The 13443-nt window shown below is 63.3% G+C and carries 8 protein-coding genes and 1 pseudogene; 2 read left to right on the forward strand and 7 right to left on the reverse strand.

What is annotated here, in order from left to right; translation table 11 throughout:
- Positions 1–379 (reverse strand): annotated as a pseudogene (locus Q427_RS20160) (4-phosphoerythronate dehydrogenase); the annotation flags it as partial.
- A 108-nt stretch (positions 380–487) separates the two neighbouring features.
- On the opposite strand from Q427_RS20160, the gene Q427_RS20165 reads away from it, so the two are divergent.
- Positions 488–769, forward strand: coding sequence for a hypothetical protein (locus Q427_RS20165; protein WP_043516903.1), 282 nt, complete (start codon positions 488–490; stop codon positions 767–769).
- Here Q427_RS20165 and Q427_RS29245 read toward each other — a convergent pair.
- From Q427_RS29245 to rlmKL, 3 genes are all read right to left on the reverse strand, one after another.
- Entirely contained in the window at positions 742–3750 is a 3009-nt protein-coding gene (locus tag Q427_RS29245; RefSeq protein ID WP_197030755.1) for an EAL domain-containing protein, read from the reverse strand. The genes Q427_RS20165 and Q427_RS29245 overlap by 28 nt on opposite strands.
- Positions 3751–3856: 106 nt before the next feature.
- Complete coding sequence (locus Q427_RS20175) at positions 3857–4204, reverse strand: glutaredoxin family protein (protein ID WP_043516904.1); 348 nt, start codon at positions 4202–4204, stop codon at positions 3857–3859.
- On the reverse strand, positions 4201–6399 hold the full coding sequence (gene rlmKL / locus Q427_RS20180) for a bifunctional 23S rRNA (guanine(2069)-N(7))-methyltransferase RlmK/23S rRNA (guanine(2445)-N(2))-methyltransferase RlmL (RefSeq protein ID WP_043516905.1): 2199 nt from the start codon (positions 6397–6399) through the stop codon (positions 4201–4203). Before rlmKL ends, Q427_RS20175 begins: the two co-directional genes overlap by 4 nt.
- A 410-nt stretch (positions 6400–6809) precedes the next feature.
- On the opposite strand from rlmKL, the gene rmf reads away from it, so the two are divergent.
- The gene (rmf, locus tag Q427_RS20185) at positions 6810–7016 is read left to right on the forward strand and encodes a ribosome modulation factor (protein WP_043516906.1); all 207 of its coding nucleotides are present in this window, start codon (positions 6810–6812) and stop codon (positions 7014–7016) included.
- Positions 7017–7142: 126 nt separating this feature from the next.
- Here the strand turns inward: rmf and Q427_RS20190 are convergent, their stop codons facing one another.
- The 3 genes from Q427_RS20190 to Q427_RS30470 all read right to left on the reverse strand — a co-directional run.
- Entirely contained in the window at positions 7143–8162 is a 1020-nt protein-coding gene (locus Q427_RS20190; RefSeq protein ID WP_043516907.1) for a quinone-dependent dihydroorotate dehydrogenase, read from the reverse strand.
- A 128-nt stretch (positions 8163–8290) separates the two neighbouring features.
- Positions 8291–13132 carry an NAD-glutamate dehydrogenase gene (locus Q427_RS20195; protein ID WP_043516908.1) on the reverse strand — a complete coding sequence of 1614 codons (4842 nt, stop codon included), beginning with the start codon at positions 13130–13132 and terminating at the stop codon, positions 8291–8293.
- A 208-nt stretch (positions 13133–13340) separates the two neighbouring features.
- The coding region (locus Q427_RS30470; protein ID WP_155833640.1) for a hypothetical protein at positions 13341–13443 on the reverse strand (103 nt) is incomplete at its 5' end.

Genomic DNA, 13443 nt, shown 5'->3' on the forward strand with positions numbered 1-13443 from the left:
CGATGCCCACGCGACGCTCGGCCAGCCGCCAGTCCTGGCGCTCAGCCAGGGTCAACAGGCTGCCCAGCACGTAGTCGACCACCGCCTCGGCATTGCAGCCCGGCGCACTGGCGAAGCCGACCCCGTGGCGGGCAAGAGCCCGTGTATCCACGTGGTCGGTGCCGATAGTACAGGTGCCGACGAAGCGTAGTCGTGACCTGCCGCTCATGGCCGCCTCCACCACCGCCTCATCAATACGCGTGATGGAGCGCACCACCACGGCATCGGCATCGCGCAGCGCCGCGGCATCGATCTCGCGCCCCGGCAGGCGAATCAACTCGCCCAGCCCGCCGAAACAGGCGTCGGCGGCGGGCACGTTGGCATCGACCACAATTCTCACGCGAACTCTCCTTGCTACGGTACTTGCCCAGTCTGCTCGAACCCTTACAATACCGCCACCTGACATTGGCACGCCGCTACCCGGCGACCCCTGACTTGCTGGAGCTTCGTGATCATCCGCTGGGAAAGTAACCATGACTATGTGCTGGTGCATATCCACCAGGACATGTTCGGAGACTGGATTTTCAGCCGCGCCTGGGGGCAGATCGGCACCCAGTTCGGTGGCTTGAAGCATATGCTTGCCGACGATCATGACCAGGCCATGATGTGGCTGGGAGACGAAGCCACCATCCAGGCCTCCCGGGGCCTGCGCAAGGTGCTTGAGGTCGAGGCCGAAAGCGCCGAGGGACAAGCGGCCGTCCATCAGCTCTCCCTGCTGGATTCGCTGTAGCCCCTCTCCGGCACACCCCTCTCGTCTATCCAGTACTGCAGCTGATCCTGCAACTCTTCGCTGACCTCCGCCACCTGACGGGTATGCTGCCTGGCCCCTTCGTGACCTTCGTCCTCCTTGAGTATCAGCGCCTCTTGGGCGAGCCGGTCGTAGGTGGCATGGAGCCTGGCGATCCGCCCCATGCCCGGCCCCTCCTGGCCCTGGTCACGGCCAAGGGGGGCCAGCCACTGCGCCAAGCGGCAATGAGTGCAGTTCGCCTTCGGCCGATCGGGCCGCTCGCCGCTGAGATATTGCAGCATGCCGGCAGCGCAGGCGCGATGATCGACCATGGCATATATGGCCCGCAGCTCCTCTGGCCCGGCACGCTGCCGCTGATACCAGGAGGCGTCGGGGCGCCAGGTATCCCGCCACCCCGGTATCGAGTCTGCCGGCATGGGCCGTGCAATGGCGTATCCCTGGCCCAACTGGTAGCCCATGGCCAGCAGCAAGCGTCCATGCAGCAGGGTCTCGACCCCCTCGGCTACGATCTCGCGGCGAAATGCTACGGCCAACCCAAGCACGCCCTCGAGCATCGTGAGGTCTTCCGGGTCGTCGAGCATATCGCGGACGAAACTTTGGTCTACCTTGAGGACGCTGGCGGGAAGGTGGCGAAGGTATGTCAGCGATGAATAACCCGTGCCAAAATCATCGATCGCAAAGTCGACGCCAAACTCGCGGCATGCCTGCATCACCGAGGTCACATGGGCGACATCGCTGAATGCGTTGGTCTCGAGCACCTCGAGTTCGAGATCGCCGGGCATCACGCTGGGATGGCGCTCGACCTCGGCACGCAAACGCGCGACGAAGTCAGCCTGCTGGAGGTGAATGGCATCGATATTGATGCTCACCGGTAGCCTGATGCCGGTGGCCACCCAGGCCTCGAACTGACCAAGGGCCCGGGCCAGTACCCACTCGCCCAGGTCGATGGCCAGCGGATGCTGCTGGATGGCGGGAAGGAAGGCGGCTGGCGCCAATAGGCCTCGCTGGGGGTGCTGCCAGCGTATCAGTGCCTCCACGCCGATCACTTCCCCCGTCGACATGTTGACCTTGGGCTGGTAGTGAAGCACGAACTCGTCGTTGGCCAGGGCGTCACGAATGCGCTCGAGACTCTCGTGATGCCCCCGCACCGCCCGATCGTGCTCGGCATCGAAGACGTGGAAGCGGTTCTTGCCGGCCTGCTTGGCCTGATACATGGCCTGGTCGGCCTGGCGTATGAGCTGCTCTGGCTCGATGTCGTCTTCGGGGTCGAAGTGAACCACGCCGACACTACCCGATACATACAAGCAGGTTCCCTCTATCTCTATCGGTTCCGCGATATGGCCAAGCAGGTGGGCGATGAGCGTACTCACGCTTGCCACATCACTCTGCCCAGGCAGAACCAGGATAAACTCATCGCCACCGAACCGGGCCACCGTATCGGCTTCGCGCAGGGCATGCGTCAAACGCTCGGCAATGGTCACGAGCACACGATCACCAAACTCGTGCCCAAGCCGGTCATTAATCTCCTTGAAGCCATCCAGGTCGATGTAGGCCAGCGACACCTTGCAGCCGTTTCGACGCGCCGACACCATGGCCTGACTCAACCTGTCTGCAAGCAGCGCTCTGTTCGGCAGCCCTGTCAGGCTGTCATAGAAGGCCATGCTCTGGAGCTGTCGCTCGTACTCCTTCTGCCGGCTGATGTCAGTGAAGATGCCGACGAAGTGCGACGTCTTTCCCTGCTTGTCGCTCACCTTCGAGATGGTCAGCAGCTCCGGAAACACCTCACCGTTCTTGCGCCGGTTCCAGAGCTCTCCTTCCCAGGCGCCCTGTTCGAGCAAGTCTTCCCATAACTGCCGGTAGAAAGCATCGCCCTGGTGCCCCGACTGCAGCAAGCGGGGATTCTTGCCGAGAATCTCGTCCCTGGAGTAGCCAGTGATACGGGTAAAGGCATCGTTGGTATCGAGAATGGCGCCCTGGGCATCAGTCATGATGATGCCCTCGCGAGCGTGTCGAAACACGCTGGCCGCGAGCTCGAGCTGGGCTGTCTTGCGCGAAACCAGATGCCGCAACCTGACGTTCCAGCCCACGACCCACATGACAAGCAACGCCAGGCCCACCCCGTAATGCCAGTAATCGTGCCAATGGAATCCAGCCCCGGGCAGCTCAACACCCACCCACTTCTCCTGCAGGCGATCGAGCGTCCCACTGGTGCGGGCATGTTCGACCCCCTTGTTCAGGATCGACTGCAGCAGATGGTTGCCTTCCACGACTGCCATCGCATTCAGGCCCACATACAGCGGCTCGCCAACCCGTTTCATGAGCTCATGAAGGCCGCTGCTGTACAGGTAGTAGAGAACGATCTGCTCGTCTCCCACCATGGCATCGGCATCACCGTCGATCACAGCTCGCGCCGCGCTGGCGAAGTCGTCGGTCTGGATCAGTTCGAGTTCGATATCCAGCGAGGCCAGGTACTCCTTGGCGTAGTCGCCGCGCTGCGTGGCCACGCGCCTGCCATCAAGGTCCGACACCAGGGCGATGTCGGGTCGCTGCGCGGCAACGAAAATTGACGCGGGCACCAGGAAGACGGTCTGGGTGAAATCGAACTCACGGTCCCTGGCCTCGCTGAAGAAAAAGCTGGTCAGGACATCGGCATCTCCACTCAGCAGCCGTTGCTGCGCTTGCTGGAAGACGGTATCGGTGAACTGGGCATGAAAGCCGGCCTCGGTGGCAATCCACTGGGCGAGTTCCACCATCATGCCACGGCGCTGCTGGTTGGCATCGACGAATTCAAAGGGGGGGTAGCCGGTCTGGCTGACGAACACGATGGGTTCGTTCTCCCTGAGGAACTTCCGCTCTTCCTCGGTCAGCCCGATATCGCCAGCTGACAGGGCAGTGCCGGCCAATGCCAACAACATGCCACCCAGCACGACCTGCCGCCACGGCCTGCGCTGTGGTGCATTCATATCCACCCCCCGCGCCATCGTGCTTATGCCACCAAGTTGTCACAATGTGGGGGCGCCACACCACTCCAAGAGAGAGAGCTGATGTCCGCTATGTCAACGCAACCATTCAGCCCAGATAGCGCCGGCCGCCGCGCATGACGGTGCCCTTCACCTCGCGAGGACCGGCCTCGCCCCCCATCTGGCGCCTGAGAGACTGCCAGGCGGCCTCATCCAGCCAGCCGCGCTCGGCCAGCCAGGCCGCCAGAAGAGGCGGCTCGAAACCGCGGTCCAGCTCCTCGCCCGCCTCGTCCGCCAGTACCGGAATGCGCACCCCGTAGCGCTCCATGAGTGCCTCGTTCTCGCTGATCTCGACCTTCTCGAGGCGATATTCGCCGCGCAGCAGCAGGGCCAGCAGTGATTCCTGCTCCTCACAGAGATGGCAACCCAGGGTGGTATAGAGCCTCAGCCGGATCATGCGACCTCCCGGTGGCGAATCAGGAAGCAGTGATGCAGGTCAGGGCGCCTCTGGAAATCCGGATCGAATGTCTTCGCCGAGATATCCTGCACCGCATAGCGCTCGGTCAGTTCCGGATCGAGCTGGAAGCGACGCTGGTTGTTGGAGAACACCAGGGTACCGCCGGGGGCCAAGCGCGCCATCGTCAGTTCCAACAGCCGAACATGGTCGCGCTGCACGTCCAGGGTCCCGTCCATCTTCTTGGAGTTGGAGAAGGTCGGCGGGTCGAGGAAGATCAGGTCGAACTGGGCCCTGGCGGTTTCCAGCCAGCGCAGACAGTCGTCACGCACTACCCGATGCCGTGCCGGGTCGAGCCCGTTCAAGGCAAAGTTGTCCCGCGCCCAATCCAGGTAGGTATTGGAAAGATCGACGCTGATGCTGTCCGACGCGCCGCCCGCCTCCTCCGTACCCAGGGCCGCCTGAACCGTGGCCGCGCCGGTATAGCAGAACAGGTTGAGAAAGCGCGTACCGTGCGCCATCTCGGCCAGCATGCGCCGCACCGGACGGTGGTCGAGAAACAGGCCGGTATCGAGGTAGTCGCGCAGGTTGACCCACAGCCGGGCCCGCCCCTCACGCACCTGGAAGCGCTCCCCGCTGCTGGCTTGCTTGCGATACTGCTCCTTTCCACTCTGCTTCTCCCGGCGCTTGATCACCACTTGGCCGGCATCCACCTCCAGCACCTCGGGAATCACCTGCAGGGCATCGAACAGCCGCTTCTGCGCCTGGGCGGCGTTCACCGAGCGCGGCGGCGCGTACTCCTGCACGTGCACCCGATCCCCGTAGACATCCACCGCCAGGGCATACTCCGGCATGTCGGCATCATAGAGCCGATAGCAGCTCTCACCACTCTGCTTGAGCCATTTCTTCAGCCGCTTGCGGTTCTTCTCCAGGCGGTTGGCGAACATCTGCGCCCCGTCGCTGCGCGGCTGCCCTTCCGGCTTCACCGGGGCATCCGCATCGGCGGTGGCTGCCGTCACGTTCATCAGCAGCAGCTTGGCATCGAGCGGCCCATTCTTCAGCGAGTACTGCTTGTCGGCCCGCAGCCCGATGCGATGGCCGAGATCGGGGTTGCCGGTAAAGACCGCCAGCCGCCACCCGGGAAAGGCTCGGCGCACCCCCTCGCCCAGTTCGGCATAGAGCGCCACCAGCTCGGGCAACTCTCCCAGACGTTCGCCATAAGGGGGGTTGGCGATCACCAGCCCCCGCGCCGCCGCATCGAGCTCGGCGGGGCGCTGCAGCTGCTCCAGGGAGGCGCCCTTGAAGGTGACAAGGGCCGGAATGCCGGCCCGCATCGCATTGGCCTTGGCCGCCGCCAGCGCCGGCGGGCTCTGGTCAAAGCCGAATAGTCGGTTCCGGCAGCGTTTGCGCCCGATGCTGGCCCGGGCCTCGGCCTCGCGCCTGAGTTCGAGCCAAAGCTCATTGTCATGCCCTGCCCAGCCATCGAAGCCGAAACGTACACGCGCCAGGTTGGGCGCCATGTCGGCGGCCATCAGCGCCGCCTCGATCAACAGGGTGCCGGCACCGCAAAGGGGGTCCACCAGGTGTTCACCGGCCCGCAGCCGCTCGGGCCAGCCGGCCCGCATCAACAGGGCAGCGGCGAGGTTCTCCTTCAGTGGCGCATGGCCGACGTCCCGTCGGTAGCCACGGCGATGCAGGCTCTCCCCGGAGAGGTCCACGCCCAGGGTCAGCCGGCCGCGATGCAGGTGAGCATAGAGGCGCAGGTCCGGCTCCTTCAGGTCGACGTCCGGGCGCGGCCTTTCCGCGGTCTGCAGGGCATCGACCACGCCATCCTTGACGGTCTGAGCACCGAAGCGGGTATGGCGGATCTGCTCCGAGCGGCCATGGAAATCCACCGCCAGCGTGGCACCGGATCGCAGGTGTTGGGCCCAGTCCACGGTGGTCACCGCCTGGCGCAGCGAGTCGGGGCTCTCGATGCCCTCCTCTCGCGCCAGGCAAAGTACGATGCGATTGGCCAGGCGCGACCAGAGGCAGGCGCGATAGGCGGCGGCGAGGTCACCCTGGAAGTGCACGCCGGCCACGGTGGTCTTGAATGGCTCGGCACCCAGGGCACGGAGCTCGTCGGCCAGCAGCTCTTCCAATCCCTTGGGACAGGTGGCCAGGAAGGCGTGGGTATTGGTATTCAATGGCTCGCTCATGGTGTCGTTCCCACCCCTTGGCTCTGTCCGAAAACTGGCTGCGCTCGGCCATACGGCGTTAAAAATAGGCTCAAAGTACTCATTTACACCCCGTAAACTCCGTCTTTTCGCCGATTTTAGCCTTGTCTGTCCTTCGCTCGCCGACTTTTCAGACTAAGCCTCGGGTCGGGCATGTTCCTTTTGTTACAAAATTGAGTCCGGCTTTTGACGAAAGATAGGTCGACAATGACACCCGAAATGGGCTAAGACTAGTCTTAGTAGCTACTGTAAGGATGCATGCGTTCTCTTGGCGAGCCCTGTTTGGACTTGCACCCATTCGCTCTGCCGTTTGACACGGTTATGCGGGCGGTGGAACGTCGGGTCGTACATGTCGTACGCCCCAAATTGGTACCTTTACGAGAGGTCATCCGATGAAAAGACAGAAACGTGATCGCTTCCAGCGCGCCTACCTCCATGGCTACAAGGCAGGCATTTCCGGGCGCTCCCGCGACGACTGTCCCAGTCAGGATGTCAATATACGTGAATACTGGATGAGTGGTTGGCGTGAAGGCCGTGGGGATCAGTGGGCCGGCATGACCGGCGTCTCCGGCATTCACAAGAACCCCATGGTGTTGTAACGAATCTTTCCACCCAATCGACCGTCCCTTGCCGCCTGTCCGAGGCGGTGACGACACAAGCCCGTGAGTCGCTTCGCGGGCTTTTTTCTTGCCGTTCCCTTTCGCACCCCACTCATCGCATTCCACTCAGCCACGCGACGCCTTGAGTGCCTCGGCACACTCCCCCACCAGGGCCGGGCCGCGATAGATGAAGCCCGAATAGAGCTGGACCAGATCGGCACCGGCCGCCACCTTGGCCACGGCCGCCTCGCCGCTGTCGATACCTCCCACGCCGACGATGGGCAACTCGGGCAAATGTCGGCGCAACTCTCGAATGACGCGATTGGAGGACTCGAAGACGGGGCGTCCCGACAACCCCCCCTGCTCGTCAGCATGCGTCAGCCCGGCAACGGCGTCCCGCGACACGGTGGTGTTGGTGGCGATGACTGCGTCGATGCCGTTGGCCGAGATGCTGGCGGCAACCAGCCCCACCTCCTCGGGCGTCATGTCCGGCGCGATCTTGACCGCCAGGGGTACCCGGCGCCCCGCCTGCTGGTCCAGTCGGCTGCCGGCTTCGCGCAGCGTGCCCAGCAGGGCGTCCAGGTGCTCCCCGAACTGAAGGTTGCGCAACCCTGGCGTATTGGGCGACGAGATATTGACGGTCACGTAGTGGGCGTGGGCGTGCGCCTTTTCCAGGCAGACCAGGTAGTCGTCCACTGCCTGCTCCACCGGGGTAGTCAGGTTCTTGCCGATATTGATGCCGATGATGCCGTCGAAGCGGCTCTTCTGCACCTGGGCCACCAGATGGTCGATGCCGGCATTGTTGAAGCCCATGCGATTGATGATCGCCCGCTGCTCCGGCAGACGAAACAGGCGAGGCCTGGGATTGCCCTCCTGTGGCCGCGGCGTGACGGTTCCTACCTCGACGAAACCGAAACCGAGTGCCCCCAGGGCATCGAGGTGGTCGGCGTTCTTGTCCAGCCCCGCCGCCAGCCCCACCCGGTTGGGAAACCGCAGTCCCATCAACTCCACCGGATCGTCGACCCGCGCACCACCAAGCCGCGATGCCAACTTCAGGCGGTGCGCCAGTTCCAGGGCCGAAAGTGCGTACCCGTGTGCGGTTTCGGCATCGAGTCGAAACAGGATCGAACGGGCAAGCGCATACATGGGCATCTCCAGGGATCAAGGGGTCAGGCGGGCGCGATTATAGCAGCGCCGACCGCCCATGACGACGAACCCCGCCGTAGCGGGGTTCGTTGCCTTGAGAGCAGGAGAGGCGTGATGGCGAGACAGGTTCAGCTCTCGCCGTTGCTCTCCGCCAGGTCGACCAGCTCACGGACCGCCACGGCAAACAGCGGGAAGCTGGCCTGGCTGCCGCCGCTACGCACTTCGGCGATCAAACGACACCAGCGCTCGTGCAGGGAGCTGTGCATCTGCAGCCAGTTGTCGACCCGCTCCTCCGGTTCGCGACCATCATCCGTTTTCAGCACGCTGACTGTCAGCGCCAGCTGCTGGCGGTCGATATCGTCGCGGAAGGTCTCGCGGGCCTGGGCCTGCCAGCTGTCACCCACCTCGAGGTTGGTCACCTGCTGGATCATCCACGGAAGCTCCAGCCGGCTGCCGATCTCGTAGAACACCTCGGCGACGCGCTGCGGCTTCTCATCGCTCTGACGTGCCGCCTGTATGACGCCCAGCGCCCCGTACAGGCTACCCGCCGCCGCCACGGTGCAGGCCAGCCCCTCCGGCACACCCGCCTCGAGTAGCTCGTTACGCTTGAGCTCCCAGCGCTCATGCTCCTCGCCGCGCAGCAGCTCGCCGATGCCTTCCTGAAGCTGAGCCACGCGGGGGGCAAAGTACTCGATGGCATCCCGGGTGGAGAGCCCCAGCCGCTGGCGGAGGAACCAGCGGGTGGTGCGACGGATCAGGCGCATCAGGTCGAGCATCATGGCGTACTGGATGTCGCTCGGCACCTGATTGTCCAGAGCCTCGATCTGCTCCCAGGTGTCGGCCAGCTGGAAGCTGTCCCGGGCGACGATATAGGCACGGGCGATATCGGCACGGCTGGCCCCGGTGGAGTCGATCAGGCGACGCACGAAGACGATGCCCATGTGATCGACCAGGTCGTTGGCCACCTGGGTCGTGACGATCTCCCGCTTCAGGCGGTGATCGTACATCTCGTCCCGGAAACGCTCGACCAGGACCGGCGGGAAGATCCGCTCCAGGTACTGCTGGATATAGGGATCGTCGGGCACGTCGGAAGCGAGCACGTCGCCCTTGAGCACGCTCTTCGAGTAGGAGATCAATACCGACAGCTCCGGTAGCGTCATTCCCTGCGCGGTACTGGCACGCTCCTGGATCACATCGTCCATCGGCAGGAACTCCAGCTCCCGGTCCAGGTGCCCCTGGGCTTCCAGCTCGCTGATGAAGCGGCGGTAGGGCCCGATACCGAACTGGGACAGCATCTGCGACAGGTAGATCGCCTGGGTCTGGCGATAGTTATCGAGAATCACCAGGTCGGCGACCTCCTCGGTCATGTCGGCGAGCAACTGGTTGCGCTGCTTGTCGGTCATGTCGCCGCGCTTGACCACCTCATCGATGAGGATCTTGATGTTGACCTCATGGTCCGAGCAGTTCACCCCGCCGGCATTGTCGATGAAGTCCGTAAAGACCTTCACGCCATTTTCGGCGGCTTCCATGCGCCCACGCTGGGTTAGGCCCAGGTTGCCGCCCTCACCGACCACGCGACACTTCAACTCCCGACCGTTGATGCGCAGCGCATCGTTGGCCTTGTCGCCGACCTCGCTGTCGGTCTCGTCACTGGCCTTGACGTAGGTGCCGATCCCCCCGTTCCACAGCAGGTCGACCGGCGAGCGCAGCATGGCACGAAGCAGGTCGTTGGGCGACAGCCGGTCCTCGGAGATGCCGAAGACCTCCTTCATCTGCGGCGTTATCGTGATCGACTTGGCGCTGCGCTTGAAGACCCCGCCACCTTCGGAAATCAGGCTGGTATCGAAATCCTCCCAGCTCGAGCGCGGCATGGCGAAGAGGCGTTGACGCTCGGCGAAGGTAGTGGCGGCATCCGGGTTGGGGTCGACGAAGATATGCAGGTGATTGAATGCGCCCACCAGGCGGATCTTGTCGGATAGCAGCATGCCGTTGCCGAAGACGTCGCCGGCCATGTCGCCGATGCCGAGTACGCTGAACTCCTCGCGCTGGGTATCCAGCCCCAGGCTGCGGAAGTGGCGCTTTACCGATTCCCAGGCGCCACGAGCGGTGATGCCCATCTTCTTGTGGTCATAACCGTTGGCCCCGCCGGAGGCGAAGGCGTCGCCCAGCCAGTGGCCGTACTCGGCGGATATCTCGTTGGCAATATCCGAGAAGGTCGCAGTGCCCTTGTCGGCCGCCACCACCAGGTAGGCGTCGTCATCGTCGTGGCGCACCACGTTTTTCGGCGGCACCACCTCGCTGCCCACCCGGTTGTCGGTGACATCGAGCAGAGCACGGATAAAGGTCTTGTAGCAGGCGATGCCCTCCTGCTGGAGAGTGTCGCGATCGGCCCCCTCGGGCATGCGCTTGCAGACGAAGCCGCCCTTGGCGCCCACCGGCACGATCACGGCATTCTTGACCTGCTGCGCCTTGACCAGGCCCAGCACCTCGGTCCGGTAGTCTTCATGCCGGTCAGACCAGCGCAGGCCGCCGCGAGCCACCTTGCCACCGCGCAGGTGTACTCCCTCCACCCGCGGCGAGCAGACGAATATCTCGAAGGCAGGGCAAGGCTTGGGTATCCCGGTGATCCGCCGGGGATCGAGCTTGTAGGCGATATAGTCCTTGGCGCGCCCCTCTGTACTGCGCTGGTAGTAGTTGGTCCGCAGCGTCGCCTGGATCAGCTCCATGTAGCGCCGCAGCAGCTGGTCGTCGTTGAGGCTGGCCACACCATCGAGGTGGCGGACGATACGCTCGATGCAGGCATTCACCTCCTCCTCGTCCGGCCGGTGAACCGGATCGAAGCGCAGCGCGAAGAGCTTGACCAGCTCACGGGTGATATCAGGATGATTGGCGAGGGTCGCCGCGATGTAGTCCTGGGACATGCCGAATCGGATCTGCTTCATGTAGCGCGCATAGGTACGCAGCATCGCCACTTCACGCCAATCCAGGTTGGCAACGATGATCAGGCGATTGAAGGAGTCGTTCTCCGCTTCACCGACCCAGATCCGCCGAAATGCCTCGATGAAGGGCTCGCGCATCTGCTGCAGGCTGACCTCGGTACTGGTGTGATGCTCGAGGTCGAAGTCGTGCAGCAGATAACGGACATCCGGGGTGTTGATCTCATAGGGGCGCTCGCCAATGACCCGCAACCCCAGGTTCTCCATCACCGGAAGGACGTCGGAGAGCGGAATCGGACGATCGCGCTGGAACAGCTTGAGATTGACGCCGCTACCCTCTTCCTCCACCAGGCGATAGAGCGACAGCGCCAGGGGCTCGCCCTCATCGAGCTCGAACAGGTGCTGCAGGTCGAAGACGGCCGTGCGGGAACCGAAGTCTTCGCGATAGCTGGCGGGGAAGGCGTCGCGAAAACGATCCATCAGCTGATTGGCCCGCTCCTCGCCGAAGCCCTCGATCATGGCTTCCTGCAGCTCATCGCGCCAGCTGCGGGCCAACTGGGCGATCTTGGCCTCGAGACGCTTGAGGTTCACCTCCCGTGGCACATTGTTGTTGAAGCGCAGGATGAACTGGATTCGAGCCAGTACCGACTCGGAGAGGTAAGTATTGAAATCCCCGAAGGTAGCGTCGAGCTCCTCGCAGAGCAGCTGCTGGATGCGCAGGCGCAGGTCGGTGGAAAATACGTCCCTCGGCACGAAGACCAGGCAGGAGTGGAAGCGCCCGGAATGGTCAGTACGCACGAAGATGCGCACCCGGCGGCGTTCGCGTATATCGAGGATGCCCAGCGCCGTCCTGGCCAGTTCCTGGGTATCGATCTGGAACAGGTCGTCACGCGGATAGACTTCGAGGATCTGTAGCAGCTGCTTGCCGTTATGCCCCTTGGGGTTGAAGCCGGCAATCTCCATTACCGCCTTGAGCTTGCGCCGCAGCAACGGAATATTGCGGGGTGACTCATTGTAGACGGTGGAGGTGAACAGCCCCAGGAAACGGTGTTCTCCGATCACCCGGCCCTGGTCATCGTAGCGATCGACGGAGATGTAGTCCGGATAGGTCGGCCGATGCACACGGGCATGATGGGCGCTCTTGGCGAAGGAGAGCAGTTGGGGCACCAGCACGAAGCGATTGCCCTCGACGCCCAGCTCCGTACGGATGCGCTCCTGATAACGCGGCAGCTCGAGACGAAACACGCCCAGCTCACTGCCCGGGACCCTGGTCAGACGATCTCCGTCGGCGCCGGACTCGATGGTGTATTCGTCATAGCCCAGGAAGGTAAAGTTGTCCCGCACCAGCCACTCGAGGAACGCAATGGCCTCCTCATGATCGCCGGGGTCGACCTGGTCGGGACAGCGGTCGCGAAGCTCAGCAATGGCATCCCGCGCACGGTCGCTCATCGCCTCGTAGTCACCCACGGCGATACGCACGTCGCGCAGCACATCGTGGAGTGCGCACTCGATATCCGCCAGCATGGCGGGGGTCGAATGGCGATCGATCTCGATGGCGATCAAGGACTCCCGATAGTCGGGTGCCTGTTCGTCTCGCGTGGAACAGACTCGCCTCAGCTTGTGTTCGGCGTCGCGCTCCACCGCCATTACGGAATTATGGATGGCATGCACGGTGAGGCCGCGACGGTTGAGTTCGATCCTCACCGAGTCGACCAGAAACGGCATGTCCTCGTGCAGGACGGCAACGAAGGTATGTGAAGACTGCCAGCCGTGCTCTTCGAAATCGGGGTTGAAGACCCGCACCTTGGGCGAGGCAGGGTCATGCTGCTGGATGAAGTGCCAGACCGACAGGGTGGCACCATAGAGATCGTCCAGCCGGCGATCGGCCAGGTCTTCCAGCGGCACTGTTGCGTAGAAATAGCGGGCGAAGGCTTCCACTTCCTCGGCCCGCTCCTTCTCCAGACGGCTATCCAGGCGCTCACGCAACTGCTTGAGAATATCCTGCCTGCCTGCCTCGATCGTCTCGTATTGCATCCCTCACCTCGGCTGCCTGGAGCCGCAGCATTACGGCCCTGGGGTAGATTCACCGCGGCCAACTGGCCTCGTGGTGCCAAGCTTACTGCAGCCCCGGCGCGTACCCTACTGACTTGCCAGCCTTCTCATGGTGCATGCCGCTTGGGCATCGCCATATGACGATCTGCTACTTGACATTGCCAGAGTGCGCAGTGCTGCCCTGATCAACTCAGGTGGCGTATCGCTCCAGCAGGACGCCGCATTCGCAGTGGTGCGTCCAGGGAAACTGGTCGAACAGCGCGAAGCGCGTGATCCTGTGAGTGCGACATAGC

The sequence above is a fragment of the Halomonas sp. BC04 genome, assembly GCF_000568385.1.

Excerpts from the sequence above, each read along its gene's own strand:
- Q427_RS29245 (WP_197030755.1), bottom strand. The coding sequence starts at position 3,750 with ATGAATGCACCACAGCGCAGGCCGTGGCGGCAGGTCGTGCTGGGTGGC.
- Q427_RS20175 (WP_043516904.1), bottom strand. The coding sequence starts at position 4,204 with ATGATCCGGCTGAGGCTCTATACCACCCTGGGTTGCCATCTCTGTGAG.
- rlmKL (WP_043516905.1), bottom strand. The coding sequence starts at position 6,399 with ATGAGCGAGCCATTGAATACCAATACCCACGCCTTCCTGGCCACCTGT.
- rmf (WP_043516906.1), top strand. The coding sequence starts at position 6,810 with ATGAAAAGACAGAAACGTGATCGCTTCCAGCGCGCCTACCTCCATGGC.
- Q427_RS20190 (WP_043516907.1), bottom strand. The coding sequence starts at position 8,162 with ATGTATGCGCTTGCCCGTTCGATCCTGTTTCGACTCGATGCCGAAACC.
- Q427_RS20195 (WP_043516908.1), bottom strand. The coding sequence starts at position 13,132 with ATGCAATACGAGACGATCGAGGCAGGCAGGCAGGATATTCTCAAGCAG.